Here is a 26820-nt window from a genome sequence, read left to right on the forward strand (position 1 = left end):
TCAGCCTCAGATGGAGTTGAAGAGCACTTGGGTCAGCTCTTTGTTGGTCGACAGCACCTTGCTGTTGGCCTGGTAGTTACGCTGGCCTTCCATCAGGCCCACCAGTTGCTGGGTCATGTCGACGTTTGAGTTTTCCAGCGCGCCAGCTGTCAGGTCGCCGAACAAACCGCTGCCCGGGGTTCCGATCAGCGGGTTGCCCGACTCGCCCGTGGCGCTCCAGTGGGTGGCGTTTTCATTTTTAAGCCCGTTGAGGTTGGCAAACCCGGCCAGTACCACCTGCCCTTGCAACATGCGCTCGCCATTGCTGTAGGTGGCGAAGACCTTGCCATCCTTCTCTATCGTGACCCCGGTATTTTCCCCGGCGGCATAGCCGTTGGGGTTGTTCCTGGTGACCACGAAGGCCGAAGCGCTCTGGGTGCTGCCGGTGTAGTCGACATTGATGCTCATCGCATCCACACCCGGTAGAGGAAACCCGACGTTGACCGGCGCCAGCGGTGTTACAAGCTGGCCGCGAGTGTCAAATGTCATCGCGACCGGGCCGGCCACTTGGGTGTTGTCGACGGCGTAATAGGCGGCCCAGGTGTTGTCCCCGGTCTTGACGAAATACTGGGTCAGCGAGTGCTGCTTGCCCTGGGAGTCGTACACCGGTGTGGTCTGGGTGTCGGTGTACGTGTTGAGGTTGGCAGGATCAAACGGCGTGACGGTGACCGCAGGCTTGCTGGCATCCAGGTTGGTGGCAAAATCAATCGTGCCCGTGGCCTTGGCCGGCAGGTTGCCGTTTTGCAGGCGCAGATCCGACACCGTACCCACTTGCAGATTACCCGCCGCATCAACCGGATAACCCTGCAGGTATTGCCCGCTGGCATCGACCAGGTAGTTTTCGCGGTCTTTGCCAAAAGCACCGGCGCGGGTGTAGTTGATGTCGCCGCTGGAGGTGCGGGTAACGAAAAAACCGCCTTCGGAAATCGCCAGGTTAAGGTTGTTGCCCGTACCGAAGTGCGAACCGCCCTGGCTCATGCTCTGGGTCTGGCCCAGCACACTGACACCCATGGCCTGGGTCCCGGAATACAAGCTGCCAAATTCGGTACGTGACGACTTGAAGCCCACGGTGCCGGCGTTGGCGATGTTGTTACTGATGGTGTTGAGTTGGTTGGACACGGCGTTCAGACCGGTCAGGGCAATATTGAAACTCATGGGCGCAGGCCTTGTGAAAATTGACTGAGGGAACGTTGAAACGGGTTAAGGCCAGCGGGCCCGCCCAGACCCGAAAGCAGTGAGGCTTCACTGAACTCGGTAATTTTGTAGAACGGCACTTCCCCGACCCCGTCCAGTGAAAGCACCGGACCATCGCTGCCAAGGCGTACGCTGTTGACCTTGCTCTTGACTTCAACCCCCAGGGTTTCACCGCTGGAAGATTTGACTTCAATGTCGTATTTGCCCGGTGGCAGGCCCAGGGCAACAGGGTCTATCTCAAAAGCAACGCGGCCCGGCTCGCTCGGTGGCAGGGGGATCTCGGTTTTAACCCCGTTGGCATCGGTCAGGATCACGGTCAGATCCGAGGCGCTGTGCTCCAGCTTCACCTCGCCCTGCACCGGTTTGTCCTTGAGGTCCAGTTGATCGACGCTGACCTTGACGACCTGGCCCACGAGCGTGGACGCACTCAGGTACTGCAGATTTTCCAGCAGCACCATGTTGTTTTCTGTCAGAAGCGCCATTTTTTCCATGCTCTGAACTTGAGACATGGTGGCGAACTGGCTGAGGAATTCGCTGCTGTCCACCGGCTTGGTAGGGTCCTGGTTCTTGATTTGCGCAACCATCAACTGAATGAAGGTGTTTTGCATGTCAGCCCCATTGGATCTGGGCCCGCCTTGCCCAACGCCGTTCAGGTTGTTGCCATCGTTATTGACCGCGCTCATTACGCCTCTCCCAGTTTGAGCAAGCCCTGCTGCATGCTCTTGATGCGGTTCAGGACTTCAACACCGGTTTCAAAACTGCGAGTGGCAGACATCATGTCGGTCATCTCTTCGATCTCGTTGATATCGGGATAAAACACCGAGCCGGTGCGGTCCGCGAGTGGATGGTCGGGCTCATAGCGTTTTTTCGCTTCGCGACCGGAAACCACGACATCCATGACCTGGACATGGGCGCCGCCCATGCCGGCGCCCCGGGTCAACTGGTTGTTTTCATACATGGCGGCAAACACCGGTTTGCGCGCCTGATACACATCCTTGGCACTGCCGGCAGCCGAATCCGTGTTGGCCAGATTGCTGGCCACGGTGTTCAGGCGAACGGTCTGCGCGTTCATCGCCGAGCCGGCAATCTTGTAGATAGAATCAAAAGCCATAATGATCAGCGTCCTTCGATGGCCTGCTTGAGGCCTCGAAATTTCATGTTGAGAAAGGTCAGGCTGGTTTGGAAATCAGATGTGCTTTTGGCGAAGGCCGCCTGCTCTACGCTCAACTCGACGGTGTTACCGTCCTGGGCAGCCTGGGCGGGCATGCGGTACTGCAAGCGGGCCTGGGCGCTCTCGCCAAACTGCGGCGCGGAAGCGCGGCGGCTCATTTCGGCGGCGAAGTCCAGATCACGGGCCTGGTACCCCGGGGTATCTTCGTTGGCCAGGTTGGCCGCCAGAATTTCGGTACGCTTCATATGCAGCCCGAGGGCCCGCATATGCACACCGAGTGCGTCATCTATCCTTATACTCATTGCCTTGCACCATTGATCGAAGTTGAGCTCACGACCCTTGATTGCAGAAAGCGTGCCCACTTCAAAAAACAACTATAACCACCTGATTTATAAGTAATTTTATGAAATCAAAAGTGTTAGAAACGGCCGTACCTCTTCCGCTTTTTTCGCGCCTGACGCGACGATGGGGAAGCGCTGTTTCCCCATCCGGACGGTTCAGCGTGCTGCTGCTGGCGCTGGCCTGCACAGGCGCCATGGCGCAAGAGCCCCTTGACCGGCAAATCGACCAGACGGTGCGCGACTACTTCACCGGGCAACTGGCAGATAAAACCGTTACCGAGGGCTGGCAAGGCGCGCGTTTCACACAAAAGATCTTTGCCCTGCCCGAACATTCGCCAGCCGGGCCGTGCTCGCAACCGCTGCAAGTCCAGGGAACAGAACCCGCTTGGCCAGGCTATGGCCGCCTGCGCCTGACGCTGGCCTGCCCTGACCAGCCGCAGTGGTCCGTGCAGGTAACCGCCCAGGCCACGGTCTTTACCCGGGCCGTTGTGGCCGCAAAGGTGCTGGAACGCGGGCAACTGATCTCTCCCGCCATGCTCGCGTACCAGGAAGTCGCCCTGAGCCGACAGAGCCGCGGGCTGTTCAGTCATATAGAAGAAGTGGCCGGTCTCAGCGCCAAGCGTCGAACCCGCAGCCAACAGATGTTGACCCGGGACATGCTGGTATCGCCCTGGCTGGTGCGCCGCGGGGAACGCGTCACGGTGACCGCCAACCACGGCGACATTCACGCCAGCACTGAAGGCGAGGCTCTGCAGGATGGGCGCAAAGGCATGGTGATCCGGGTGAGGAACGCCGCCAGCGGCAAAGTCATCGAAGCCAAGGTCACCGCTGCCGGGGCTGTAAGCAGTACATTTCAGCGCTCGGACAAATAATTTGCATCGGTGGCTTAAGCGGGTCGATTCAAGGGTCGCCCTTTGAGTGGCAGCGGGCAGGACAACATCCTCCGCACTCCACACTCAATCAGAATCAGGAATACCGATCATGGCCTTGACCATCCACACCAACTACTCCTCGCTGGTTACTCAGACCAACCTGAACAAAACCAACAACGCCCTGGCCACCAACCAGCAGCGCCTGGGCACCGGCCTGCGCATCAACTCGGCGGCCGATGACGCAGCCGGCCTGCAAATCGCCACCCGCCTCAGCGCACAGTCCAAAGGCATGGCCGTTGCACTGCGTAACGTCAACGATGCCTCTTCGCTGCTGCAGACCTCCGATGGCGCTTTCGGTGAAATGACCGACATCATGCAGCGCATGAAAGACCTCGCCACCCAGTCTGCCAACGGAACCAACAGCGACGACGACCGTAAGGCAATGCAGGCCGAATACGACCAGTTGGGCAAAGAGCTGGGCAACATCATGGACAACACCGCTTTCGCCGGTGAAAAACTGTTCAGCAAAACCGGCACCGCCGGTAAGTTCGGCAGCGCAGTGAATTTCCAGATCGGCGCCACCACTGCCGAGACCCTGACGCTGGACATCAGCGCCAAGACCACTGCCCTGGGTACCCAGCTGGCCGCACTGTCCAGCAACTACACCACCAGCGGCACAGGTACCGAGATCAGCACCAGCGGCGGGGCCAACGCCCAAATCGACTTGCTGGCCACTGCCCTGGCTAAAGTCGGCGAAGTGCGCGGTGAGTTCGGGGCCAACATCAACCGCCTGAACCACACTTCCAACAACCTGGCCAACATGAAAGACAACACCGAAATGGCCCGCGGCCGCATCATGGATGCCGACTTCGCCAGCGAAAGCGCGATGATGAGCAAGAACTCCATGCTGATGCAGTCGGGCATTTCGATGCTCAAACAAACCGGTCAAATGCCAAGCATGGTTATGTCCCTGCTGGGCTAATAACCAGACTGCGGATACAAAAAAACGCCCCCGAAGTGATTCGGGGGCGTTTTTGCTCGCGTCTAAGATACAACTTAAAATGCAAGTTCGGAATTACCCTACAGAACATGGTTTATATCAGGTAGTAACATTTGCGCTCCAGACCTAGCGAAGCCTCTTAATGAACACTCTTTCTGCGAACATGAAGACTGGGCACGGCGATCAACAGGCATACTTTTGCCCAGTGCTTTATACGTTGACCTTGTTCAAGGATGAAAGTAGGCACACGGTAGAGTTGGGTTACTCTGGAGGTCGACTGCTTGAGCGCCTGATTCAGGCACCTGGCCAGGTGATCGATCGTGAGACCCTCGTGGCCTATGCCTGGTCCGACCGCGTGGTCGGCCCTGGCAGTCTCAACCAGCAGGTGTATACCCTGCGCAAGATGCTGGGCGACGAAAAAAACCTGCAAATCATTCAGACCGTTCCACGCCGTGGCTATCGTTTCAACCCCGCCTTTATCATCGAAAAAACACCTGAGCAGCCCCTGCAACAGCCTGCCACCCCGGCACTGGAACAGGTGCCGGTGATGGCAGCACCTGTGCGTTCGGGCCTGCGCCGCAAGGCAATGGCCGTCAGCGCCACACTGGCAGTCATTACCGGTTATTTTTTCGCCTCACCGTCAACCGAGCTCTACGCCAGCCTGCAAAAAACAGGTAACAGCAGCGTCGTGTACGTTGAGCAGCAACAGCCCAAAGTCAATGAACTGATCAGCAAGACGCGCGCCCTGAGCGAGCGGATGATCAACCTGAGTGAAGAGCCGGTTGAACTGGCGATCGTTGGCTCCGCTAACGGCTATTACCAGGTCCATTGCTCACACAATACGGGCACAAACAATACCCTTATCCTGCATGCCAATGAGATCCAGAGCGTCAGCGACACACGTTTGCTCAGCTGTGTGCAATAACTCGTTGCGGGTATGAAGTGTAAAGAATGCGCGGCCGGACGGCCGCGCGAAGGGTCTTTCGCTTAACCCCTGTTTACTCTCCCGGGAGCGCAACAGGCTTGATGTAGTCAACCTTGCCCAAGCCATACTGCGCATAACTGTCACTGAACAACTGTCGGTACAAGGCTTCGGCCTGACCGGTCAGCAGCAACAGTTCAATCCGGCGGTTTACACCGCTGTGCGGATCTTCAGGGCGCAGGGGCATGACATCCGCCTGGGCGGATACCTGCAACACACCTGTCGCCGGCAAGCCCGCCGCCACCAAAACGCCACGCGCCTGCAACGCACGCTCGCCTGACAGGTTCCAGTTGTCATAGTCGCGCTTGCCACGGAACGGCGTGGCATCGGTATGACCACTGATGATCAGCTTGTTGTCGACCTTTGCCAATTCCTTGGCCAGGGTGCCCAACAACGCGCGAAAGTGCGGGTTGATCCTGGCGCTGCCTCGCTCGAACATAAAGCGCTTGTCATCATCCTTGATCAGAATCCGCAGGCCTTGAGGCACCACTTGCACCTCGACGTTAGCCAGCGCATCCGCGCGCTCTGCCAGCAGGCTCATCAGCTTGGCCAGGGCTTGCAAGTCGGCTTCAGTGTCAAAACGCTCAGTCTCCAGGGACTGGCCGTTGTCCACGGGCGCCTGCCGGGCAACGGTTTCGACAGGAATCGGCTCCTGCACAGCGGTAAAGTCAAACGGGATTCTGCTTTCACCGTCGAAGATCCCTGCGCCGCCCTCAAACACTGACGGAGCGCTTTGAGCACGTATAGCCTTGCGTTCAGCGTCGGCCTGGGGCTGGATAATCCACAGCACCATAAACAACGCCATCATGGCCAGGGCAAAGTCAGCAAATGCCACCTTCCATGCCCCGCTATGCACTTCTTGGTGACCACGCTTGCTGCGGCGTTTGACAATAATCTGATCACTTATTTCATTACGCCTCCTCATTGCGGCTGTCCTCGTAGTTGGTCACCCAGGTTTCGAGATGTTTGAAGGCCGGTTTAACGTCCTGCTCAATCAGTTTGCGGCCGGCATCCACTGCCAGCAGCGTCGGCTTGCCCGCCAGATGCGCCACCAAGGTGGTGCGCACACATTCAAGTGCCGACAACTCTGTCCGTACGCGCTGGGCCATCGCGTTGCTGATCGGCTCGAACAGGCAATAGCAGAAAAAAATCCCGAGGAAAGTCCCCACCAGGGCAGCGGCCACGTGCGCACCGATTTCGGCTACCGAACCGCCGATGCTGTCCATGGTGATGATGATTCCCAAAATGGCCGCCAGAATCCCGAACCCCGGCATGGCTTCACCGACCTTGTGCAGGGAACGGGACGGCAGCAACAGCGCTTCATGCATCGCATCGAGTTCCTGTTCAAGGAAACCTTCCAGCTCATGGGCAGTGATCTTGCCCATGGCCATCAACCGGAAGTTGTCGGCAATAAACGCCATCAGGTTTTTTTCCTGAAGAATCAGCGGGTACTTGCTGAACAGGTCGCTCTGCTCCGGCTCTTCGATGTGAGCATCAAGCGCCTTGAGGCCACCGACTTCCACGGTTTCGAGCAATTCATAGAGCAGCATCAGCAGCTCGCGCTGGAACTCTTCGCCGCGTCGGCGAAACGAGAAAATACCCTTGGCCTGGTGCCACATTTCCAGCAGCACTTCCTTGGGGTTGCCGATGATCAGGCTGCCCAGCGCAGCCCCGACCACAATCAGCAGCTCGGAGGGCTGCCACAGTACCGACAAGGTGCCACCGGCGATGGCAAAACCACCCAGCACACAGCCAATGATGATTAATGCACCTAAAACTTTCTGCACGTTCAATTACTCTTGGTTAAAAAATGACGAGCCTTATCGATAGCCTGCTTACTCAACTGGCAAACCCGGGCATCGCTGATTTCGAGCACCAGGCCGATTTCCTTGAGACTCAACTCATGTTGGTAGTAAAGCGTCAGCACCAGACGCTCACGCTCGTTGAGGCAGTCCAGTGCCTGAATCAGCAGGCGCTCACTGAGCACCCGCTCTTCCACGTTTGCCCCTGACTGTTGAAAGTCACGGAGGCCATCGAGCAGCAGCACATCCAGGCTTTCGATGGCTTCTGCCGCTTGCGCCTGGAGATAAGCCTGATACTGGGTGTCGTTCAGGCCTGTGGCCTTGAGCACCTCTTCGTCCCGGGGCTGGCGCCCCAGCTGACGGGTCAGGCTACGCAGGGTATCGCGCACCTTGTGGGCCTGCTGGCGCACCAGGCGGGGCCGCCAGTCCAGGCGGCGCAACTCATCAAGAATCGCCCCGCGAATACGCAATGCTGCAAAACGTGCAAAACACTCATCCGGGGTGCCATAGCGGCGCAACCCCTGTAACAGACCCATCAGGCCAATCTGCTCCATGTCTTCACGGTCCAGCGCATGACTGGCCTGCAAGGACAGCTGATTGACAATGCGCTTGACCAGCGGCAAGTACTGCAGCATCCAGTGTTGCTCGACACCCGGTGCCAGCACTGGCGGGCAGTGGTCAGCGCTGCCCGGGCCGTAATCGGCCAAACGATCGTTGTTCATAGTGCGATCACTGCGCCAGGAGCTTGCTGACAAGCACACTGGTGAACGGCACCTCCATGCCCTTGCTCGCGAAGTCCTGTTTCAACTGTTCTTCTATCCGGCTCTGGACATCGGCAACGGCCAACAGCCGCAGCTCGCTGAACTTGAGCCGGGACAATGATGTAATCACCGAACTGCGTACCAGAGGCTCGATAAGCTTGAAGGTACTGACAGGCACTTTGTGATCCGCCTGCAGGGCCAGATCGAGCACAAAGTAGCGTTCCCGGCTTTGTTCAGGCAGGTTCAGGACGATTTTTTCAATCGGGTAAAACCCATAATCAGTGACCTTGCGCGGCGCCTCAGCCTCGGATTTCGACGCGCTACTGGCAGTGACCGCCGGCGCCAGATACAGATAGCCCAGCACCACACTGCCAACGGTAATTACCGTGTTAAGCCCCACTACTAATAAAATGACACGCGACATCAACATGAAAAATTTCAATCCACTTGTAGATCAGTTTCAGGGGCGACTCACAGCAGGCTGTTTGTCGGGTTAAACAGTCACCAGTACGCCGCTGTCTTGCCGCTTGGGCGAAACGGCGCTGCCCTCGGCTTCAGCCATGGCATCGGCGATGCCCGGTTCACGTGCAGACCGGCCCTGTTCCCGTTGCGAATGCCCCCCGGTATCGCTGGAAACCTGAACCTGCACTTGCAAGGTGTTCTGCTCCACCAGTTCCTGGCGCAAGCGTTCACTGGTGGCCGCGATCAAGCGCACCACATCGGTTTGGGCCGCCGAAATGTGCACACTCAAGCGCCCGTTTTCGTGACTGATAAAAATCTCCAGGCTCCCCAGCTCGGGCGGGTCGAGGCGGATCGTGGCCTGCTGGAAGCGTTGCTGGACCTGTACCTCGACGGTTTCGCGCAAGGCATGCAGCATCTGCTCTCCCCAACGGGCCTGCGGCGCAGCCAGCTTGAGCCCGCGTTCAAGCACCGGTTCAGCCGTTGTGCTGCTGCCCGGTAACGCGGTTGTCAGGGCAGACACTTCAGTGCTCGACAGGGGTTCGACTGAGCCTGCAACCGTTGCTGTTGCTGTTGCTGTTGCTGTTACTGCCGTAGCTGCAATCCATGGGTTCTCACCCGTGCGGGCCGCAGGCGCAGCGGGAAGCGGGAAGCGGCAACCTTGGACCGTCGCCCGTCCCCGAATGCTCGAACCCTGCGTCAGGGCCGGACTGGACCGGCAAAGGAGCTTCAAACACTCTGCGAGATTCAAGGACAGGAGCCAGGGCCCGGGGCTCAGGCGCCATGCGAGCCAGCAAACGCTCGCCAGGCAAACTGGATGTCGTTTTGCCCGCGTCGTCCCGTGCCTGCAACCGAATGGCCTGCTGACCCAACATCATGTTGAGCCACTGTTGCGGGTCCACTGATTCCAGCGCCGGATCAAGCACTGGTTCGGTGACCTCCTGCTCCTGGGCCTGCTGCGACTCGGCACTGGCCAACACATCCGGTACCGGCAATTGCGGCTCGAATTCGGGCTGTTGAGGTACATAGGGCAACGGGGACAGTTCGTCCGCCGGCAAGCTGCTGTCGAAGGGCAGGCTGCTCTGTTCAAGGCCAGCGCCGAAGCCGCCCGGCATAGCAATGGAGATACCCATGCCTAACCCTCCGCCTGCACGCTGTCTGCCAGGGAGTAGGCGCGGCGCCCTTCCTGATGTTCGGTATGACTCTCAAGCAGGTCACTCAGGCGTTTGCATTCGCGCGAGCAGGCTTGCAATGCCTGCCCGTGCAAGGCCTTGAGCGGTGCCAGCTCAGCAAGGGTGCGGGGCGCAAACTCACCGCCCTCGCACAGGCGTAGCAAGCCCTGACGGATCAGCAGGTCAATCTCGTGAATCCGCGCCCAGTCCTCTTGGGCCAGGGCCAGGGCGAGCAATTGACGCAAGTGCGCCAGGCGGCGCAAATCAGCGGCGTGCGGCATGCACACCTTCCCAGCCTTCGCGCACTTGTCCAATCAGGTGTATGACTTCGTCGATACCGGTTACCGATAGCGACACACTGATTTCCACCAGACGGTGCAAGCAATAATCGTAAAGCCGTGACAGATCGTGCACGAGTTCGCCGCCCTGCTCGTAATCGAGGGTGCTGTTGAGTGCGTTCAGAATGTTCATGCACTTTTCCAGCGACTTTCCCTTGAGTTCGAAATGCCTGGCTTCGATGTGCCCGCGTGTTCGACTCAACTCGTCGAGCAGGCCATCAAACAGCACCAGCACCAGTTCGTAGGGCGAGGCCGAACACACTCGAACTTCAAGGTCGACTGCACGGTACCCGTCATAGCTTTCATTCATTATCTATTTCCAAACATGCCTAAGGTTTGTTCCATTGACGCCATGATCTGCGCCATCTGCGTGTATTGTTTGACGTAGCGCTGGTAGTGGTTCTGGTACTTGTTTTCCAGTTCCTCATACTTGATTTCGACCTTTTGCAGCATGCTGTTGAGATTGTCCTTGCGAGCCTTCATCGAGCCGGTGCTGGCGCTGGTGTATGCCGCGAGTTTTTTGTCCAGCGTGTCGATCATGTTGTCCCTGCCCGAGAACAGCTTTTCAAAGGCATCGGGGTTGGCGTCGAGCATCTTTTCGAACGCTTTGTTATCCACTTTCAGCTTGCCTTTGGCGTCCGCCAGAATCCCGAACTCCATCAGCGTGATGCCATCAAACGAGGTGCGAAGCACCGAGTTGATCATCGACTCCACTGCACGAATGCCCGAGTCTCCCGCCAGTTCACCGCGCCATTGTGTTTCACCACCCGACGCGGTCAGGGTGTCAAAGGTGCCGAGCAATGCGTTGATCGCGGTAATAAACTCATTGAGCTTGTCATTGGTCGCTTTCTGGTCGCGACTGATGTCCACCACCAGCGGTTCATCACCGGTCTGATGCACCTTGTTGAACGTCAGGCTGACGCCATCGATCATGTTCTTGAAGGTATTGGAGCTTTGCTGAAGCTTTATGCCGCTGGTAGCGTCAGCCCCCAGATAGACAATCGCGTCCTTGGCCTCGGACAGCACTTGCGGGTTACCCAGGCTGGTCTCCAGCGCACTGCCCGCGGCATCGGTGCGCAACTCGATCGCGTTCTGCTCGCCGGTTTTTTCGGCGGTCAACACCATCGTCACTTCACCGCCGCTGCGCACCAGGGTGGCTTTAACGCCCTTGTTATCGGGGTGGCCATTGATCGCAGCAGCCAGCTCTTCCTGGGACAAACTGCCATCGCCATTACTGTCGCCAGCACTCAGGTCAACCGCAAACTCCACGCCGTCCTGTTTGATGTAAAGGCTGCCAGAGTCCGCGGCATTACTGCCCAGCCCACTGAGGGCGATCTGATGCCGGCTCGCCAGCTGCTCTACAAAAAACTGGTAGCTGCCTTCCTTTGCGCTGGCCCCCAGGGTTGCACTGGCCATGCCTTCCTTGCTGAACGTGGCGGCGTTGATCAGCATGCTTTTATCGGTGCCTTTGAGCCCCTTCACTGCCGTGCCCAATGCCTTGAGTGCGGTGTCCAGTTGCGTCACGGCCGCCAATTGCGCCTTGTACTTTTTTTCATTGCGCTCGGCCTGCATCAACTCCCTGTGCACTTCATACTGCGCGAGATTTTTTGCCTGGGTCTGGATGTAGTCTGTATCGATTGCCATGTGTGATCGCTCCTCTATAGGTAGATAGCAAAACCAATGCCAACTTATAAGATTATGTTTTATAAGGATTTTTTTGATTTGATCGAGAAGTGCGGCTTCCTCTTCCGGCACCGGTAAAACCCGCGGGTGGAAAGCCTGCTTCCGCACCCTGACCCGCAGCAAAGCCCCGGGGCCTGAGTGTCAAAGGCGACCGGAATGAGGGGTTAATTAACCCTGATTGAACATTCGGACTTGGGGGAATGGATCACTGCGGTGAAAGGACCGCCCGGCACATGACGTGCGGTATGCCACACGGGCGGGCGACTAAAGCGAAGGGGAATAAACCTGTGCCGGGTCTTGTCGGGCCAGTTGCTGGAAGATCTCGCCGTGCATTGCCAGCAGCTTGCCGTTGCGCTCATTCAGGTCACGGCAGCGCTCGACACTGGCAATCAGGGTTTTCCAGGCCTGATCCACGTGCCCACGGCGCACGGGCTCATACAGGCCGATCAGACTGTCCATCGCCCGGGTATCAGTTCCCAGGCGAAACACCTCCAGGACTCTGCTGCGGCGGCGGGCACGGGCACTGGCAGCATCCATCAGCGCGACGATATGGCCGTTGGCCTCAGTAATGGTGACAATTTCGCGGGCCATGAGCGCCACTTGCAGACGCCCCATCCACTCGTGCAGCAGGGCAAAACCTGTCAGATCGTCGTGCACATCCTGCTCGACAACCTTCAGCAACTGGTCACGCTGGCTCACCGCTCACCACGGTGATAGTTGAGCATGGCGCCGGCCAGCGAGGCGCTGTCGCTGGTGAGCGAGCCTGCGGCCAGTGCAGCCTTGAGGGTGGCGACCTTGTCCAGGTCCACTTGTGGCAATTGCCCCAGTGCCGAGTGGATTTGCTCCAGCCCCGGTTTGACTGCTGCAGGGGCGCTGACTGGCGTCACGGGACCGCTGCCGGTGCGCTCACTGCTGCCTGACACCGGGCGCTCGGCAGAAGGGGTAAAACTGATGACAGGCTGTCGTGTGATTTCCATGATGAGCTCCAGAACTGGGTGATACTGTGCAAAGGCGACCCTTTGACGGGGTGACTTAAATCCAGTCGACAACAATTTAAATAAATACTTCTTGAGCCTTGTTCCGCCACCAGGTCTGGCTGGCCAGCCCGTCCTGGATTTTCTGTTCCTGCTGCGCCAGGGTCGCCTGCCAAATGCGCATTTTGTCGTCGATCACCTGAGCCAGAACCTTCTCCTGGCGCACCGCATGCTGCAGTTCATCCTGGATGCGGCTCAGGGTCTGCTCGGCCAGTTTCAATTCACGAACCTGCAAGTTGGTCATGGCATGCAGCGTGGCCTTGTACTGCTGCTGGTTGTGACGTTGCAAGGGTGTGGTGGTGGCGCTAGTGAAGCCGCACAACCGCTTGAGGGCGGTAATGTTATTACGATAACGCTCACACAGATTCTGCTGGTAGCTGACCCGCCCCATGATCTGACGCATCTGGATATTGCGTAACTGCGCCAGCCGATTGAGCACATTGATCCGGTTTTTCATCGCCCTGGCCCCTGGGTACAAACCGTCATTTGACGATGCTCTGCAACGTATCGATGCTCATGCCCAGCTCGGCGCTGGCCCCCACATCCTGGCGCAGGAAGCGCTCGATATTGGGCGCCAGCTTGACCGCGCGGTCCGTTCCCGGGTCCATCCCCGGCGTATAGCCACCCAGCGGGATCAGGTCTTTGATACCGTCATAAACGCTGCTGTATTCCTTGAAGGAACGCGCCGCGTTCAAATGCTTGCGGTCCGCCACCTGGCTCATGCAGCGGCTCACTGAAGCCGCCACATCAATGGCCGGGTAATGACCGATGTCGGCCAGTTTGCGTGACAGCACGATATGCCCGTCCAGAATCGCCCGGGCACAGTCAACGATCGGGTCTTGCTGATCGTCGCCTTCGGCCAGTACCGTGTAGATCGCACTCAGGCTGCCTTCGGCACTTTCACCATTACCGGCGCTTTCTACCAGCTCCGGCAGCATGCCGAAAACCGAAGGCGGATAGCCTTTGGTCGCCGGAGGCTCACCCAGTGCAAGGGCGATTTCACGCTGCGCCATGGCATAGCGTGTCAGGGAGTCAACCAGCAGCAGTACATCCTTGCCCTGATCGCGGAAGTAGGCCGCAATGCTGTGGCACAGTTCGGCGGCCTTGAGCCGCATCAGCGGCGATTCATTGGCCGGCGCCACCACCACCACGGCCTTGCGCAGACCTTCGGGGCCCAGCGAGTGCTGGATGAATTCCTGCACCTCCCTGCCCCGCTCGCCGATCAACCCGACCACCACCACATCAGCCTTGGTCTGGCGCGTGATCATGCCCAGCAGCACGCTTTTACCCACGCCGCTGCCCGCAAACAGGCCGACGCGCTGACCCTTGCCCAGGGTCAGCAGGGCATTGATTGCCCGCACGCCCACGTCCAGAGGTTCGCTCACCGGCTGACGCTTGAGCGGGTTGACCTTGGGCAGTTCGACGTGCAGTTCATCGCGCCCGGTCAGCTTGCCCAAATCGTCCATCGGCTCGCCCAGGCCGTTGAGCACACGGCCCAGCCAGGATTCATCGATGTGCAGCGCGGCGTCTTCCTTGGCCGCAAATACCCGCGACCCCGCGCTCAAGCCCACAGGCTTCTTGAACGGCATCAAATAGGTGATATCGCGGTTAAACCCCACCACCTGCGCATCGAGCATTTCACCGTCGGACTGCTCGACATAGCAGCGCTGCCCGGTCACCCGCTGGCAGCCCAGACTTTCGAGCAAAATGCCCGACATGCGCACCAGCCGCCCGCTGACCTTGGCCAGTTGTACGTCGTCCAGCGAGCGCAGAGCGTCATTGAGTGCAAAAGGTTTGAGCACGAATCAATCCTCGGTCAGGTGCAGATGTTGCGACAGGGTTTCAACACAGGCGTCCAGCCGCTGCTGACAGCCCACATCGACCTCGGCCCGGGGCGTCACAATGCGGCATTCCCCCAGCGCCAGCGCCTCGTCGGCCACCAGGCGCCAACTCGCGGCCCGGTCGGGTGCCAGGTCCTTGATCCGGGCAAACTCCTGAGGATGCAAGTTGATATGCACGTCCGTCGTCTCCAGCGGCATGCCGGCCAAGGCTTCTTCTGCCAGGGTCAGCAACTGCGTCGGGTTCAGGGTCAACTCGCAGCGAATCACTTGCTCGGACACTTTTTTGACCAGTGCCAGCAGTTCCTGACGCCGCGTGCGCTCAAGCTCCGACAAAAAGCTGCGCAGTTGCCGGTTAGCTTCTTCCAGAGGGAAACTGGCCTGATCGAATGACTCGCGCCCTTCTACACGGCCCTGCATCAAGCCTTCTTGCAAACCCTGTTCGCGGCCAGCCTCATAGCCCAATTGCTGACCATGCTCCTGCCCCTGAATCAAGCCTTCCTGGTAGCCCTTTTCATTGCCTTCCTGAAAACCGTCGGCAATGGCCCGCTGCACCGCAACGGGGTCATTTTTCCACTCCGGGGCCAGCGATTGCGGCAACGGAGGAAAACGATAGGGCCGCCAGTCGCGGGGCTTGTCTTTCAGCACATTGATCGACACGGAACAGCCCTCACTCTACGGTTGGCTCGCGGAACAGCTGAATGGCCAAACCACCTTCGGTTGCCATCTCCCGCACCACCGCCATGATTTCCTTGCGCACCTGCTCAACCCGGCTCATGGGTACCGGCCCCTGACGACGGTTCAGGGCTTCCATCTGCTGCATCTGACGACGCGGCATGGCCCCTTGAATCGCCTTGACCAGGGCCGGTTCAGCCCCTTTGAGTGCGACTACCCACTCGCTCAACGGGATGACCTCAAGCAAGGTTTGCAAGACTTCCTGGCTCTGGCGGGACAGGATGAAGAAGTCATACATTTCATCTTCGATACGCTCCACCAATGAGGTGTCGTGGGCACGCAACAGCTCGAACATCTGATCACGGTCGCCCTTGAAGCGATTCATGATGTCTGCCGCCTGCTTGACCCCGCGCACCTGCGAGCCCTGGGTAGACAACACCGACAGGCTGCGTTCGATCAACTGCTCAAGCTCCTTGATCACATCGCCATTGATCTCATTGAGGTTGGCAATGCGATACAGCAACTCGTCCTGACGCCAGCTGGGCATGCTTTCAAGCACTTCACTGGCCATGCCGGGCGGCAGGAAGGCGAGGAACACTGCCTGCATCTGCGCATGCTCCTTGGCAATCAGGGTGGCGAACTGCTTGGGATCGACCCATTCCAGCTTGACCATCTTGGTGCGGATTTCCTCGCCATAGATGCTGTCCAGCAGGCTGCGCGTAATGTCGCTGCCCAAGGCCTTGCCGAGCATGCCCGACAGGTAGCTGCGCGAGGCACCCTTGATGCTGCTTTGTTCCTTGTAGTCGTCAAAGAAGCGGCTGATGACCTCTGAAACCATCGGCTGCTTGACGTTGCTCAAGCGGGCCATGGCCTGGCTGATGAGGACGATTTCCTCTCGGGAAAAGTGCCGCAGCACCCCCGCAGAAACGCTGTCGCCCATGCTCAACATAAGGATCGAGGCTTGCTCAAGGGAGCTCATGGTGCGGCTCTGCGCTGTGCGGGCGCGCAACTCCTGCATGACATCAGCTGGTCGTGTTGACATTGGTTTCATTGCGGCCTATCCACTGTTTGATCACTTCCGACACGCGTTCGGAGTCGTTTTTAGCCAACATTTGCAAATGCTCGATTTGCAGCTCCAGCCCCGAACCCGGTGCGGGAAGACAAATTTCAGACAACGGGTTCGTTTCGCCCAACATGGTCGCGAAGTTGCCGTTTTCCTTGTTTGGCACCAACGACTTGGTCATCTGTTCACTGCCCAGCTTTAACTCGGCAGTTGCCTCCAGCGCAGGATGCACCGGTTGCTCCTTGCGCCCCGAGAGGCGGCTCAGGGCCGGGCGTACCACCATCAGCAGCAACAGCAGACTGATCAGGCCACACAGGCCCATCTTGATCAGCTGATGGATTTTATCGTCCTGCCACCAGACGGCCTGCTCAATCGACATATCAGTGGCGGCAAACGGGAACACACTCAATGTCAGCACATCGCCACGGCCGGCATTGAAGCCCACCGCGCTTTTGAGCATCGCTTCGAGCTCTGCTCGCGCTTGCGGCGACCAGCCGCCGTCAGCCTCGGTGTTGGTGGCATTGAGCACCACCGCAATACTCTGGTTGCGCAGGTTGAACGGCGAGTATTTGACGTGGGTGACACTCTGGTCGTAGTCCAGCTTGCGAGTGGACTCCTTGCGGATCGAGGTCGCGCCCTGGTCTGCGGTCTTTGCCGGTACTCCGGCTGCCGGCTGCTGGCCACCGACAGGCGTTACCGGGCGGTTGCTCAACGAGCCCGGAACACCGATCGCCAGCTTGTCCAGCACGCTTTCATCCTGCAGCACTTCATTCCGCAGACGCGGGGTATCGCCAAATGCCTGGAGGGTTTCTTCTTTTTGGCTGAAATCGATATCGGCCGTAACACTGATGCGGTAGTTGCCGTTGCCCAGGATGGGCGCGAGCACTTGCTCGACATTGCTTGAAGTCTTGAGCTGATACTCGTCGACCACCTGCCAGCTCTGGGCCGGCGCGCCATCGGCATTGAGCCCGCGGGTCAACAGCGCACCGTATTGGTCGACAACGCTGACATCCTTGCTTTGCAGCTTGGGTACGCTGTTGGCCACAAGGTTGATGATTGCCCCCACCTGCTCCGGTTTGAGCCGCGCCCCGGGACTCATTTGCAGCATGACCGAGGCCTTGGCCGGCTCACGGTTGCTGACCACAAAGGAGCTGCTCTCGTGCAAAGCCAGATGCACGCGAGCGTTATCGATCCCCTTGAGGGCCATGATGGTGCGGGCCAGCTCCCCTTCCAGGCTGCGCTTGAGGCGTACATCCTGGACAAACTGGCTGGTGCCCAGCGGCTCGTCCTTGTCGAACAGGTCATAACCGGCCGGTACGGCCACTTGCACGCCCTTGGCGCTGAGCAGCATGCGCGCCCGGCCAAGATCGGCCTCGCGCACCAGTACCTGGCCGCTCTGTGGATGCAGTTCATACACAATCTTGTCGGCATCCAGCACTTGCATCACGTCGGCGGCAGGGTAAGCCTCGCCGGCACCGTACAGCGAGCGCATGGAACCCTGGTCCCGCCACAGGTAAAACACCACGCTGACGGCCAGCAAGCCAGCTATGGCGGCCATCAGCACCAGCCCAAGGCGCGGGTCGGGTTTCAACCCGCCGAGCAGCGCCTTGAGTTTATCGTTCATTATTTGCAGCACGTTCAGTACTCACTATCCGTCACAACGGCATTCTCATCACGTCATCAAATGCCGTGGTCAATTTGTTGCGCACTTGCAGCAAGGCGCTGAACGCAACGCTGGCCTTCTGGCTCTCGATCATCGCCCCCGCCAGGTTGTCGCTTTTGCCGCTGTCCACGTCGGCAATCGCCTTGCTCGCCACATGCTGCCGGGCATCGACCGAACGCATGGCCTGCTCGAACGCCGCACCAATCCCGCCACCGGCGGTTTGCTCGAACATGGCCGCAGGTTGAATGATCGGGTTCTGCATCAGGCTCTTGGCCTGTTCCATCTGGCCCAGCATTTGTTGCTGGACGCTCAAGATTGAACTCATGGGTTGCTCCACAGAGGTAGGCATAAGGGTTGAAAGGTGAACAGCGGAACTCAGAAAGCCGGCATCGCGATGCCTTGCTCGCGCATCGCACTGAGTCGATAACGCAGGGCGCGAGGGGTCATGCCCAGGCTTTGAGCGGCCTTGCTTTTATGGCCGTCAAATTTGCGAATGGTGTCCAGCACGTGCTGGTATTCGGCCCATTTACCGGTGGCTCGAAGGGCCGCTTTGCCATCCCCGGCGTCCATCCCGGGCGTCTGCAACGGACTGCAGGGCGCGGCACAGGCGGTCAGGCCAAGGTCCTGAGGCTGGATAAACAGCCCCCGGCGCAGCACCAGTGCGCGCTGCAAGGTGTTTTCCAGCTCGCGCACATTGCCGGGCCAGTCATGCTGCAACAGGGCCTGGCAGGCCTCGTCGGTCAGCAGGCCATCGGCGGCTTCCTGAGGGGCGTACCGGGCAATAAAACGCTGGGCAAGGGCTAAAACGTCTTCCTGGCGTTCGCGTAACGGGGTGATGTGCAAAGGCAGCACATCCAGACGGAACATCAGATCCGAACGAAAACGCCCCTGGGCAACTTCTTCGCTCAAATCACGGTTGGTGGCGGCAATGATGCGTACATCCAGGGCGATTTCCTTGTGCCCGCCCAGACGCTCGACGCGCTGTTCCTGAAGCACACGCAGCAATTTGGCCTGCAACCCCAGGGGCAGCTCGCCAATTTCGTCCAGCAGCAAGGTGCCGCCATTGGCCAGTTCGAACTTGCCGCACTGGGCCGTCACCGCGCCGGTGAAGGCTCCGCGTTCGTGGCCGAAAAGCAGGGATTCCAGCATTTGCTCGGGAATGGCCGCGCAGTTGACCGCGACAAAAGGGGCGTTATCACCCGATGCAAAGCGGTGGATATAGCGCGCCATCATCTCTTTGCCGGTCCCGGTTTCGCCGGTGATCAGGATGGGCGCGCGCGTGACGGCCACACGCTGAGCCATCGCCAACAGGCGACGCGCTGCTGGCGAACGCGAAACAAAGCTTTCCTGGGCGCTGACAGCAGCGGCCTGACGTTGCAACAAGGCCGTGATCTGCGCGGCACTGAAGGGTGCCAGCAGGTAATCCACACACCCTCTTTCCAGCAAGGCGGTCGCCCTGTCCTGTTCGGCATACTCAACGACCGGGATAACACTGATATGGGGGGCACGGCGAATCAGGTTTTCCGTTTCGGCATTTAACACGTGACCTGAAAAACCACTGACAAACATAAACACCAGGGTGGCCTGACTTAATGAATACCCTTGCAACTGCGCGCAACTTTCAACGCACGCCACGGCGCAATGCTGCTCAGACAAACAGTCGACCAGTATGGAATAACCCTTGTTCTGCGAATGGCCCACTACAATCACAGAGGCCTGTTCAGTTCGAACTTCAAAGGGCGCAACGCCTGTAGGACTAAAAGAGTTAATGACGGTATACCTGCGTAGTGGATCGCCTTTACCCACGTGCACCACTTATTAACGTGTTCGCGGGTGGATCATGTTCATGTAGCGGCGATGCCTGTGCGTGTTCGTTTCGGGTGTAGACCCCTTTCGGGCAAGGGCTCAATGCCGTCTTGAAAACTCACGTTCCTGTGACCCGCCGAACTGTAGGTGCCAACGCGCCATTACTGAAATCAGTAACCATCAAATCGACATCAACCTTATCAAAGGGCGATTTGATGGTTTTTGATTTAATGCCCGACACGCTCATCCCTATACTCGCCGCAGCCAGACGGACCCGCCAGCATCCCTTGCCACCCACGCCGGCAGCGGAATGCACAAACCTCGATTCCAGGACCTGAATCACCTGCCCTGTGGTCAGGCATGAGACACGCAGGATGACGTTACACCTATTCAGGAATGACTCTTTCACGATGACTGGTTATAGAAAAGTTCAACATCAAGTGCCCGTCGATGACCTGATGTTCTTGAAGCCCGAAAAACTGGGTCGTTACTATCATAAAGTACCGACTTATATAAAAGAGCTGGCCGGTAAATACCCAAAAGTTATCAGTGACTATTTCCTGACCACCTACCGCATCAACACTGATTTGCGCGACGTTCAAGTGCATGAGGCTTTATTGACTTCGCCCCAATGCCGTTACATGACCGGGATCGGCAACATCGGTTTCAGTATGGACCGCCCTTTATTGGCCGAGTTGCTGGAAAGTTACTACGGCGGTTCCACGCCACCCGCTCAGGATGAGCCGCCGGTCAGCGCATCCGAGAACCGCATGCGCATGCGCCTGGGCATTGATATCTCGAAAATCTGTGCCCGCATCCTGATGGGCGGCGCTCCTCTGGGGCATATCGATACCACCGTCAGTACGTATGAAGACATTCACTGGGGGTACTGCGTGGAGTTTGTATTTTTCAGCCCCGCAACCGGTATCGAGTCGTCCGTGCACCTGTACCTGGACGCACAAGTCGTCGATGAACTGACTCGTCGCCACACCGAGACTCAGCCCTCAACCCCAACCGAACACACCGGGCATCGCATCGCCCAACTGCCGGTGCACCTCAATTGCGTGCTGGCCCGCGCGCAGCTGCCTCTGAGCAGCGTACTGGCGCTCAAAGTCGACGACATCCTGATGGTGCGGTTGCTGGAGCGCTGCGAAGTCCACATCAAACAGCAAAAGTTGTTTCACGGTGCCATTTCCGAAGATGACGGCGCCTTGTTCTTAACTTCTCTCGACAGTGTTAAATGCCAATGAACAGCTCCATTTCCGATTCCGATTTCGACAACCTGCTCAACGATACGCAGCCTGATTTTGACGCCGAAACCAGCCCGTCCAGCGCTGCCCCCGAAGCGGTTTCACTGCCACAACAGGATTTGAAGTTTTTCGGCAAGATCCCGGTCACCGTCACCCTGGAAGTGGCCTCCACCGAAATCACCCTGCGCGAACTGATGGACGTCGACACCAGCAGCATCATTGCCCTGGACAAACTGGCCGGCGCGCCGCTGGACGTCAAAGTCAACGGTGCCCTGTTCGCCAAGGCCGAAGTGGTCGTGGTTCACGGCAACTACGGCCTGCGCATCGTTGAGCTCAGCGGTTCAAGCCTGAGCGATCTGGCGTTATGAAGTTGATCAAGCCGGCACTCGTCTGTGCCCTGCTGTTGCTCGCCTGTTTGCTGCCGCAATGGGCAGTGGCGGCCAATGGCGAAATTTCACTGTTCAGCCTCAATGACGGCGAAAACGGCCAGGAACTGAGCATCAAGCTGCAAATCCTGGTGATGATGACCCTGCTCGGCTTTCTGCCGGCCATGTTGATGATGATGACCAGCTTCACGCGCTTCATTATCGTGCTGGCGATCCTGCGTCAGGCCCTGGGCCTGCAGCAGAGCCCGCCCAACCAGATCCTGATCGGCATTGCGCTGTGCCTGACCATGCTGGTCATGCGCCCGGTATGGCAAGAGGTCTACAACGACGCCTACCAGCCCTTCCAGAATGACCAGATCACCATGGACCAGGGCCTGGACGTGGCGAAAAAAAGCATCAGCGGTTTCATGCTTGCACAGACCAACAAGGCTTCTCTGGAAACCATGGTGGCGCTGGCCAATGAAAAAATGCCGGAAAACCTTGATGAACTGGACTTTTCCCTGCTGCTGCCGGCCTTCGTCCTGAGTGAGGTAAAGGCGGCCTTCCAGCTGGGGTTCATGATCTTCCTGCCCTTCCTGGTCATTGACCTGGTGGTCGCCAGTGTCTTGATGGCCATGGGGATGATGATGCTGTCACCCATGATGATCTCGCTGCCCTTCAAGCTGATGGTGTTTGTTCTGGTCGATGGCTGGGCCTTGCTGATGGGCACGCTGGCCAGCAGCATTCAGCCGTTTGGAGGTTCCTGATGATGACCCCCGAAGCCGCCGTCGCACTGGTGAGCAACGCCGTGCTGATCACCGCGCTGATTGTCTGTGTGCTCGTCGTGCCCAGCCTGCTGGGCGGGTTGCTGGTGAGCGTGTTCCAGGCTGCAACCCAGATCAACGAACAAATGCTCAGTTTTCTGCCACGACTGCTGATTACCCTCGGTATGTTGCTGTTCGCCGGGCACTGGATTTTACGCAAGCTCAGCGACCTGTTCATTGAGACGTTCAAGATCGCCGGCTCGCTGGTGGGCTGAACCGATGAACCCGACCGAACCGCTGATGCAGGCCAGCCAGTACCTGCACGCCCTGCAGGGCTACTGGTGGCCGTTTTGCCGGCTGCTGGCGGTGTTCAGCATGGCCCCGCTGTTCAACCACAAGGCTGTCTCGAAAAAGGTGCGGGTGCTGCTGGCGCTGGTCGTGACTGCGGCCATCGGCGGTGCCTTGCCCCAGGTGGCGGACATCAACCCCCTGTCGGCCCAGGGTGTGCTCGTGACCCTTGAGCAAATCGCTTACGGCCTGATCCTGGGCCTGAGCCTGCAACTGGTATTCACCGTATTCAGCGTGGTAGGCGAAGTGGTTTCATCGCAAATGGGCATGACCATGGCCCGTTACAACGACCCGGTGAACGGTGTGTCTTCGTCCTCCATCGTTTACCAGGTGTATTTCGTGCTGCTGGCGTTCCTGTTTTTGTCCATCGACGGGCATTTGCTGACACTCAGCGTGCTGTTCAAAAGCTTCATCCACTGGCCGGTGGGCAGCGGGCTCAACTTTACAAGCTATACGATCTTCATCCAGGCCATTTCCTGGGTGTTCAGCGCCGCGGTGCTGCTGACCCTGCCCATGGTGTTCTGCGTGGTACTGGTGCAGTTCTGCTTTGGCCTGCTTAACCGTATTTCGCCTTCGATGAACCTGTTTTCGCTTGGGTTTCCGATCACCATTCTGGTGGGGCTGTTATGCATCTACATCACCTTGCCCAACCTGCCGGAAAGCTACCTGCGCCTGACCCGCGACCTGCTGGACAACATCGGGGTCATGCTCGAAGGAGGCCCTGATGTCTAACGACAGCGCCCAGGAAAAAACCGAAGAGGCGTCGGCCCAGAAGCTGCGCAAGAGTCGCGAAGACGGCCAGACAGTCCGCTCCAAGGACCTGTCCACCACCGTCTCGCTGATCGCGACCCTGCTTATTCTCAAACTGGTGTTTTCCAGCTACTACCACGGGCTGATGGAGAGCTTCCGGATCTCGTTCCTGAACTTTCACTCCAGTGAAATCACCCAGGAAGACCTGGGCCTGATCCTGAGCCACAACCTGCTCCTGTTCGTGAAAATACTCGCCCCGCTGCTGCTGGCCAGCCTGCTGGTGGTGGTGTTCTCACTGATCCCGGGCGGCTGGCTGTTTGTCGCCAAGAACTTCTACCCCAAGTTCAGCAAGCTCAACCCGATCACGGGGCTGGCGCGCATCTTCTCCAAACAGAACTGGGTGGAGCTGCTCAAGTCGATGGTCAAGATCGCCGTGCTGATAGCCGTGGCCTGGGTCCTGATCAGCGATGCCATCCCGCAACTGACCGCCCTGCAGCGCACCAGCCTGCCCACGGCCATCGGTACTGCATTTTCGATGGTGTTCGACGTAATCCTGGCCCTGATGGGGGTTTTTGTTGTGTTTTCGGCCATTGATGTACCGATCCAGAAGTTCTTCCACCTCAAGAAGCTGCGCATGACCAAACAGGAGCGCAAGGAAGAACACAAAAACCAGGAAGGTCGCCCCGAGGTCAAGGCCCGGATCAAGCAGATCCAGCGCCAGATCTCCCAGCGCCAGATCAGCAAGGTGATCAAGGACGCCGATGCCGTGATCGTCAACCCGCAGCATTACGCGGTGGCGATCAAGTACGACAACAAGAAGGCCCAGGCACCTTTCGTGATCGCCAAGGGCGTCGACGACATGGCGCTGTATATCCGCAAAATGGCGGTTGCCAACCAGCTTGAGGTGCTGGAAATACCGCCGCTGGCCCGAGCCATTTACTTCACCACCCAGGTCAACCAGCAAATCCCGGCGCCGCTCTATGCCGCGGTAGCCCATGTGCTGACCTACATCCTGCAACTCAAGGCGTACAAGCGCGGAATGCGGGCCAAACCGCAGATGCCGGACCATTTACCGATACCCGAAAGCATGGCGAACAAGGCGTAATCATGAACGTATTGAACACACTTCTCCCGACGTTGCGCAGCGGACGCATCGGGATCCCGCTGGTCATCCTGTCGATTCTGGCGATGATCATCCTGCCGCTACCGCCCTTGCTGCTGGATGTCCTGTTCACCTTCAACATTGCCATGGCCGTGCTGGTGCTGATGGTCAGCGTGTCGTCCAAAAGCCCGCTGGACTTCTCGCTGTTCCCCACGGTGATCCTCATCACCACCCTGTTGCGCCTGACCCTCAACGTGGCCTCGACCCGGATCGTGCTGCTTGAAGGGCACACCGGTACCGGTGCGGCGGGCAAGGTGATCGAGTCCTTCGGTGAAGTGGTGATCGGCGGTAACTTCATCGTCGGCATGATCGTGTTCGTGATCCTGATGATCATCAACTTCATGGTGGTCACCAAAGGGGGTGAACGCATCTCGGAAGTGACGGCGCGTTTCACCCTGGACGCCCTGCCCGGCAAGCAGATGGCAATCGATGCCGACCTCAACGCCGGCCTGATTACCCAGGACCAGGCCAAGCAACGTCGCCAGACTATCTCCAAGGAAGCCGACTTCTACGGTGCGATGGACGGTGCCTCCAAGTTTGTGCGCGGCGATGCGATTGCCGGGATCCTGATCCTGATCATCAACCTGTTCGGTGGCTTTGCCATCGGCATGTTTGTCTACGATTTGCCGGCCGGCCTGGCCTTCAAACAATTTGCCCTGCTGACCATCGGTGACGGCCTGGTGGCCCAGATCCCGGCGCTGCTGCTGTCCACTGCCGCTGCGCTGATCGTCACGCGGATCAACGAGTCCGCAGAGATCACCACCCAGGTGCGCAAGCAACTGCTGGCCTCGCCAAGCCTGCTGTACACCGTGGCCGGGATTCTGCTGGTGCTGGGCATCGTGCCCGGCATGCCGCACACCGCATTCATCGGGTTTGCCGCCATGGTCGCTGGCGTGGCCTGGTGCGTTTCGCGCTTTCAGCCACCGGCCGAAGCCACTGAGCTGGAAACCGTCAGCGCGTTGAGCGCGTCGATGCAAAACGAGCGCAGCCAGACCCTGGCCTGGGAAGACATCCCCCACGTCGAGCGGCTGTCGGTGTCTTTGGGCTACAAACTGGTGGGGCTGGTGAACGAAGCGGCGGGTGCGCCCCTGACCCAGCGGGTGCGCGGCTTGCGCCAGACACTGTCGGAGAACATGGGCTTTTTGCTGCCCGAGATCCAGATCCGCGACAGCCTGCGGCTCAAGGCGGCGCACTACTCCATCCATATCAACGGCGAGCAGATCGATGGCGCGGAGATTCACGCCGATCACCTGATGGCCATTCCCTCAGCCGACCTGTATGGCGAAGTCGATGGCATCCTGGGCATTGACCCGGCCTACAAAATGCCTGTGGTCTGGATCAACCCGGCCGATAAGAGCCGGGCGTTGAACCTGGGCTATCAGGTCATTGATTGTGCGGGGGTCATCGCTACTCACTTGAACAAGGTGATTCGCGACAATCTGGCGGAAATCTTCAAGCACGACGACGTCGACAACCTGATGCAACGCCTGACCGAACTGGCACCCAAACTCACGGAAAACCTCAAGGGCCAGCTGTCCTATACCCAGCAGCACCGGGTGTACCGCCAATTGCTGGTTGAAAACATCTCACTGCGCGATATCGTCACCGTGGCCACAGCGCTGGTAGAAAGCAGCGAAAGCACCAAGGACCCGGTGCTGCTGGCGTCCGACGTGCGCTACGCCTTGCGCCGCAACATTGTGGCGAGCATCACCGGGCGCCGCGATGAAGTCAGCGTGTTTGTGCTCGACAATGCCCTGGAAAACACCCTGCTGGGCGCCTTGAGCATTGCTCAGCAAGCGGGCCCGGTGAGCCTGGACAACATTCCCGTGGAGCCCAACCTGCTCAACCAGCTGCAAAACGCGATGCCGGTGGTCAAGGAAAAACTGCGCAAGGACGGCCACCCGCCGGTGCTCACCGTGATGCCGCAACTGCGCCCGTTGCTGGCCCGTTATGCGCGGGTATTCAGCCCGGGGCTGCACGTGCTGTCGCAGAACGAAATCCCGGAGAACATCAGCGTCAATATCGTCGGCACCCTGGGCTGACTTCCTGCCGCCCCTCACCCTGGCCCTCTCCCGGCCGGTGAGGGCGCGTTGGGCAGTGACACAAACCTGCCCGCCACTCATTCTTCGCCTGCTTCTCACCCTCCTCATCACATTCAGTAACGATTTTTTTGACATTTTTTTCTCATTCCTGCCCCTACATTTCCTGAATACATATGCAAATGATTCCGATTGAATTCGCAGCCATTGTGCAGTGCCTTTATTGCCTCCCCGCACAACTCAAAAAAA

The 26820-nt window shown here is 58.6% G+C and carries 32 protein-coding genes; 10 read left to right on the forward strand and 22 right to left on the reverse strand.

Annotated elements, in window-relative coordinates; all coding sequences use genetic code 11:
* Positions 1-6: 6 nt before the first annotated feature.
* Genes flgE through flgB form a run of 4 tightly spaced genes read right to left on the reverse strand, consistent with a single transcriptional unit; the run spans position 7 to position 2706 of the window.
* Positions 7-1194, reverse strand: coding sequence for a flagellar hook protein FlgE (flgE, locus tag BLW11_RS16970; RefSeq protein WP_048361658.1), 1188 nt, complete (start codon positions 1192-1194; stop codon positions 7-9).
* Positions 1191-1916 carry a flagellar hook capping FlgD N-terminal domain-containing protein gene (locus tag BLW11_RS16975; RefSeq protein WP_048361657.1) on the reverse strand — a complete coding sequence of 242 codons (726 nt, stop codon included), beginning with the start codon at positions 1914-1916 and terminating at the stop codon, positions 1191-1193. Before BLW11_RS16975 ends, flgE begins: the two co-directional genes overlap by 4 nt.
* A complete protein-coding gene (gene flgC / locus BLW11_RS16980) occupies positions 1916-2344 on the reverse strand; it encodes a flagellar basal body rod protein FlgC (RefSeq protein WP_048361656.1) in 429 nt (142 codons plus the stop codon). The genes BLW11_RS16975 and flgC overlap by 1 nt, the downstream gene beginning before the upstream one ends.
* 5 nt (positions 2345-2349) lie before the next feature.
* Positions 2350-2706: a flagellar basal body rod protein FlgB gene (gene flgB, locus BLW11_RS16985; protein WP_048361828.1), complete on the reverse strand. Its 357-nt coding sequence runs from the start codon at positions 2704-2706 to the stop codon at positions 2350-2352.
* Positions 2707-2906: 200 nt separating this feature from the next.
* Between flgB and flgA the strand changes: the two genes are divergently transcribed.
* The 3 genes from flgA to BLW11_RS17000 all read left to right on the forward strand — a co-directional run bounded on the left by flgA (position 2907) and on the right by BLW11_RS17000 (position 5542).
* On the forward strand, positions 2907-3617 hold the full coding sequence (flgA, locus tag BLW11_RS16990; protein WP_241486171.1) for a flagellar basal body P-ring formation chaperone FlgA: 711 nt from the start codon (positions 2907-2909) through the stop codon (positions 3615-3617).
* Between the two features lie 109 nt (positions 3618-3726).
* Positions 3727-4599 (forward strand): lateral flagellin LafA, encoded by an 873-nt coding sequence (lafA, locus tag BLW11_RS16995; protein ID WP_048361655.1) that lies wholly within the window; start codon positions 3727-3729, stop codon positions 4597-4599.
* A 160-nt stretch (positions 4600-4759) separates the two neighbouring features.
* Positions 4760-5542 carry a winged helix-turn-helix domain-containing protein gene (locus BLW11_RS17000; RefSeq protein WP_048361654.1) on the forward strand — a complete coding sequence of 261 codons (783 nt, stop codon included), beginning with the start codon at positions 4760-4762 and terminating at the stop codon, positions 5540-5542.
* A gap of 73 nt (positions 5543-5615) precedes the next feature.
* Here the strand turns inward: BLW11_RS17000 and BLW11_RS17005 are convergent, their stop codons facing one another.
* The 18 genes from BLW11_RS17005 to BLW11_RS17090 all read right to left on the reverse strand — a co-directional run bounded on the left by BLW11_RS17005 (position 5616) and on the right by BLW11_RS17090 (position 19857).
* Positions 5616-6524 (reverse strand): OmpA family protein, encoded by a 909-nt coding sequence (locus tag BLW11_RS17005; RefSeq protein WP_048361653.1) that lies wholly within the window; start codon positions 6522-6524, stop codon positions 5616-5618.
* Entirely contained in the window at positions 6511-7386 is an 876-nt protein-coding gene (motA, locus tag BLW11_RS17010) for a flagellar motor stator protein MotA (RefSeq protein ID WP_048361652.1), read from the reverse strand. The genes BLW11_RS17005 and motA overlap by 14 nt, the downstream gene beginning before the upstream one ends.
* A gap of 2 nt (positions 7387-7388) precedes the next feature.
* Positions 7389-8123: a FliA/WhiG family RNA polymerase sigma factor gene (locus BLW11_RS17015; protein ID WP_048361651.1), complete on the reverse strand. Its 735-nt coding sequence runs from the start codon at positions 8121-8123 to the stop codon at positions 7389-7391.
* Between the two features lie 7 nt (positions 8124-8130).
* Positions 8131-8592 (reverse strand): flagellar basal body-associated FliL family protein, encoded by a 462-nt coding sequence (locus BLW11_RS17020; protein WP_048361650.1) that lies wholly within the window; start codon positions 8590-8592, stop codon positions 8131-8133.
* A gap of 63 nt (positions 8593-8655) precedes the next feature.
* Entirely contained in the window at positions 8656-9144 is a 489-nt protein-coding gene (locus BLW11_RS17025) for a flagellar hook-length control protein FliK (protein WP_053069577.1), read from the reverse strand.
* 91 nt (positions 9145-9235) lie between these two features.
* Positions 9236-9754, reverse strand: coding sequence for a hypothetical protein (locus BLW11_RS17030; RefSeq protein ID WP_048361649.1), 519 nt, complete (start codon positions 9752-9754; stop codon positions 9236-9238).
* Positions 9755-9756: 2 nt separating this feature from the next.
* Positions 9757-10074, reverse strand: coding sequence for a hypothetical protein (locus tag BLW11_RS17035; protein WP_048361648.1), 318 nt, complete (start codon positions 10072-10074; stop codon positions 9757-9759).
* Complete coding sequence (gene fliS, locus BLW11_RS17040; RefSeq protein WP_048361647.1) at positions 10058-10441, reverse strand: flagellar export chaperone FliS; 384 nt, start codon at positions 10439-10441, stop codon at positions 10058-10060. Before fliS ends, BLW11_RS17035 begins: the two co-directional genes overlap by 17 nt.
* Positions 10441-11775 (reverse strand): flagellar filament capping protein FliD, encoded by a 1335-nt coding sequence (fliD, locus tag BLW11_RS17045; RefSeq protein ID WP_048361646.1) that lies wholly within the window; start codon positions 11773-11775, stop codon positions 10441-10443. The genes fliS and fliD overlap by 1 nt, the downstream gene beginning before the upstream one ends.
* A gap of 303 nt (positions 11776-12078) precedes the next feature.
* On the reverse strand, positions 12079-12513 hold the full coding sequence (gene flgN, locus BLW11_RS17050; protein ID WP_048361645.1) for a flagellar export chaperone FlgN: 435 nt from the start codon (positions 12511-12513) through the stop codon (positions 12079-12081).
* Positions 12510-12791: a flagellar biosynthesis anti-sigma factor FlgM gene (gene flgM / locus BLW11_RS17055; protein WP_053069576.1), complete on the reverse strand. Its 282-nt coding sequence runs from the start codon at positions 12789-12791 to the stop codon at positions 12510-12512. Before flgM ends, flgN begins: the two co-directional genes overlap by 4 nt.
* Before the next feature lie 76 nt (positions 12792-12867).
* The gene (locus BLW11_RS17060) at positions 12868-13305 is read right to left on the reverse strand and encodes a flagellar export protein FliJ (protein ID WP_048361644.1); all 438 of its coding nucleotides are present in this window, start codon (positions 13303-13305) and stop codon (positions 12868-12870) included.
* Between the two features lie 25 nt (positions 13306-13330).
* A complete protein-coding gene (gene fliI / locus BLW11_RS17065; protein WP_048361643.1) occupies positions 13331-14650 on the reverse strand; it encodes a flagellar protein export ATPase FliI in 1320 nt (439 codons plus the stop codon).
* A gap of 3 nt (positions 14651-14653) precedes the next feature.
* A complete protein-coding gene (fliH, locus tag BLW11_RS17070; RefSeq protein ID WP_048361642.1) occupies positions 14654-15346 on the reverse strand; it encodes a flagellar assembly protein FliH in 693 nt (230 codons plus the stop codon).
* Positions 15347-15356: 10 nt separating this feature from the next.
* Positions 15357-16412 (reverse strand): FliG C-terminal domain-containing protein, encoded by a 1056-nt coding sequence (locus tag BLW11_RS17075; RefSeq protein WP_048361641.1) that lies wholly within the window; start codon positions 16410-16412, stop codon positions 15357-15359.
* Complete coding sequence (gene fliF, locus BLW11_RS17080) at positions 16384-18048, reverse strand: flagellar basal-body MS-ring/collar protein FliF (protein WP_088500164.1); 1665 nt, start codon at positions 18046-18048, stop codon at positions 16384-16386. The genes BLW11_RS17075 and fliF overlap by 29 nt, the downstream gene beginning before the upstream one ends.
* A gap of 31 nt (positions 18049-18079) precedes the next feature.
* Positions 18080-18412, reverse strand: a complete 333-nt coding sequence (fliE, locus tag BLW11_RS17085; RefSeq protein ID WP_048361639.1) for a flagellar hook-basal body complex protein FliE — start codon at positions 18410-18412, stop codon at positions 18080-18082.
* 50 nt (positions 18413-18462) lie between these two features.
* Positions 18463-19857, reverse strand: coding sequence for a sigma-54 interaction domain-containing protein (locus BLW11_RS17090; RefSeq protein WP_048361824.1), 1395 nt, complete (start codon positions 19855-19857; stop codon positions 18463-18465).
* A 446-nt stretch (positions 19858-20303) separates the two neighbouring features.
* Between BLW11_RS17090 and BLW11_RS17095 the strand changes: the two genes are divergently transcribed.
* The 7 genes from BLW11_RS17095 to BLW11_RS17125 are packed head-to-tail and all read left to right on the forward strand — an operon-like array spanning position 20304 to position 26574.
* Positions 20304-21143, forward strand: a complete 840-nt coding sequence (locus BLW11_RS17095; protein ID WP_048361638.1) for a FliM/FliN family flagellar motor switch protein — start codon at positions 20304-20306, stop codon at positions 21141-21143.
* The gene (locus tag BLW11_RS17100) at positions 21140-21511 is read left to right on the forward strand and encodes a flagellar motor switch protein FliN (protein WP_048361637.1); all 372 of its coding nucleotides are present in this window, start codon (positions 21140-21142) and stop codon (positions 21509-21511) included. Before BLW11_RS17095 ends, BLW11_RS17100 begins: the two co-directional genes overlap by 4 nt.
* Positions 21508-22275: a flagellar type III secretion system pore protein FliP gene (fliP, locus tag BLW11_RS17105; protein WP_048361636.1), complete on the forward strand. Its 768-nt coding sequence runs from the start codon at positions 21508-21510 to the stop codon at positions 22273-22275. The genes BLW11_RS17100 and fliP overlap by 4 nt, the downstream gene beginning before the upstream one ends.
* Entirely contained in the window at positions 22275-22547 is a 273-nt protein-coding gene (locus BLW11_RS17110) for a flagellar biosynthetic protein FliQ (protein WP_048361635.1), read from the forward strand. Before fliP ends, BLW11_RS17110 begins: the two co-directional genes overlap by 1 nt.
* Positions 22548-22551: 4 nt before the next feature.
* Complete coding sequence (gene fliR / locus BLW11_RS17115) at positions 22552-23352, forward strand: flagellar biosynthetic protein FliR (RefSeq protein ID WP_082136277.1); 801 nt, start codon at positions 22552-22554, stop codon at positions 23350-23352.
* Positions 23342-24475: a flagellar biosynthesis protein FlhB gene (gene flhB / locus BLW11_RS17120; RefSeq protein WP_088500163.1), complete on the forward strand. Its 1134-nt coding sequence runs from the start codon at positions 23342-23344 to the stop codon at positions 24473-24475. Before fliR ends, flhB begins: the two co-directional genes overlap by 11 nt.
* Before the next feature lie 2 nt (positions 24476-24477).
* Positions 24478-26574 carry a flagellar biosynthesis protein FlhA gene (locus BLW11_RS17125; RefSeq protein WP_048361633.1) on the forward strand — a complete coding sequence of 699 codons (2097 nt, stop codon included), beginning with the start codon at positions 24478-24480 and terminating at the stop codon, positions 26572-26574.
* Positions 26575-26820: the final 246 nt, after the last annotated feature.

Origin of the sequence: Pseudomonas deceptionensis (assembly GCF_900106095.1) — a bacterium.
GTDB lineage: Bacteria > Pseudomonadota > Gammaproteobacteria > Pseudomonadales > Pseudomonadaceae > Aquipseudomonas > Aquipseudomonas deceptionensis.

What these genes read in the sequence shown, in the direction of transcription:
- flgE (WP_048361658.1), bottom strand. Translation starts at nt 1,194, where the DNA reads ATGAGTTTCAATATTGCCCTGACCGGTCTGAACGCCGTGTCCAACCAA.
- BLW11_RS16975 (WP_048361657.1), bottom strand. Translation starts at nt 1,916, where the DNA reads ATGAGCGCGGTCAATAACGATGGCAACAACCTGAACGGCGTTGGGCAA.
- flgC (WP_048361656.1), bottom strand. Translation starts at nt 2,344, where the DNA reads ATGGCTTTTGATTCTATCTACAAGATTGCCGGCTCGGCGATGAACGCG.
- flgB (WP_048361828.1), bottom strand. Translation starts at nt 2,706, where the DNA reads ATGAGTATAAGGATAGATGACGCACTCGGTGTGCATATGCGGGCCCTC.
- lafA (WP_048361655.1), top strand. Translation starts at nt 3,727, where the DNA reads ATGGCCTTGACCATCCACACCAACTACTCCTCGCTGGTTACTCAGACC.
- BLW11_RS17000 (WP_048361654.1), top strand. Translation starts at nt 4,760, where the DNA reads ATGAACACTCTTTCTGCGAACATGAAGACTGGGCACGGCGATCAACAG.
- BLW11_RS17005 (WP_048361653.1), bottom strand. Translation starts at nt 6,524, where the DNA reads ATGAGGAGGCGTAATGAAATAAGTGATCAGATTATTGTCAAACGCCGC.
- BLW11_RS17015 (WP_048361651.1), bottom strand. Translation starts at nt 8,123, where the DNA reads ATGAACAACGATCGTTTGGCCGATTACGGCCCGGGCAGCGCTGACCAC.
- BLW11_RS17020 (WP_048361650.1), bottom strand. Translation starts at nt 8,592, where the DNA reads ATGTTGATGTCGCGTGTCATTTTATTAGTAGTGGGGCTTAACACGGTA.
- BLW11_RS17030 (WP_048361649.1), bottom strand. Translation starts at nt 9,754, where the DNA reads ATGGGTATCTCCATTGCTATGCCGGGCGGCTTCGGCGCTGGCCTTGAA.
- BLW11_RS17035 (WP_048361648.1), bottom strand. Translation starts at nt 10,074, where the DNA reads ATGCCGCACGCCGCTGATTTGCGCCGCCTGGCGCACTTGCGTCAATTG.
- fliS (WP_048361647.1), bottom strand. Translation starts at nt 10,441, where the DNA reads ATGAATGAAAGCTATGACGGGTACCGTGCAGTCGACCTTGAAGTTCGA.
- fliD (WP_048361646.1), bottom strand. Translation starts at nt 11,775, where the DNA reads ATGGCAATCGATACAGACTACATCCAGACCCAGGCAAAAAATCTCGCG.
- flgM (WP_053069576.1), bottom strand. Translation starts at nt 12,791, where the DNA reads ATGGAAATCACACGACAGCCTGTCATCAGTTTTACCCCTTCTGCCGAG.
- BLW11_RS17060 (WP_048361644.1), bottom strand. Translation starts at nt 13,305, where the DNA reads ATGAAAAACCGGATCAATGTGCTCAATCGGCTGGCGCAGTTACGCAAT.
- BLW11_RS17075 (WP_048361641.1), bottom strand. Translation starts at nt 16,412, where the DNA reads ATGAAACCAATGTCAACACGACCAGCTGATGTCATGCAGGAGTTGCGC.
- fliF (WP_088500164.1), bottom strand. Translation starts at nt 18,048, where the DNA reads ATGAACGATAAACTCAAGGCGCTGCTCGGCGGGTTGAAACCCGACCCG.
- fliE (WP_048361639.1), bottom strand. Translation starts at nt 18,412, where the DNA reads ATGAGTTCAATCTTGAGCGTCCAGCAACAAATGCTGGGCCAGATGGAA.
- BLW11_RS17095 (WP_048361638.1), top strand. Translation starts at nt 20,304, where the DNA reads ATGACTGGTTATAGAAAAGTTCAACATCAAGTGCCCGTCGATGACCTG.
- BLW11_RS17100 (WP_048361637.1), top strand. Translation starts at nt 21,140, where the DNA reads ATGAACAGCTCCATTTCCGATTCCGATTTCGACAACCTGCTCAACGAT.
- fliP (WP_048361636.1), top strand. Translation starts at nt 21,508, where the DNA reads ATGAAGTTGATCAAGCCGGCACTCGTCTGTGCCCTGCTGTTGCTCGCC.
- BLW11_RS17110 (WP_048361635.1), top strand. Translation starts at nt 22,275, where the DNA reads ATGATGACCCCCGAAGCCGCCGTCGCACTGGTGAGCAACGCCGTGCTG.
- fliR (WP_082136277.1), top strand. Translation starts at nt 22,552, where the DNA reads ATGAACCCGACCGAACCGCTGATGCAGGCCAGCCAGTACCTGCACGCC.
- BLW11_RS17125 (WP_048361633.1), top strand. Translation starts at nt 24,478, where the DNA reads ATGAACGTATTGAACACACTTCTCCCGACGTTGCGCAGCGGACGCATC.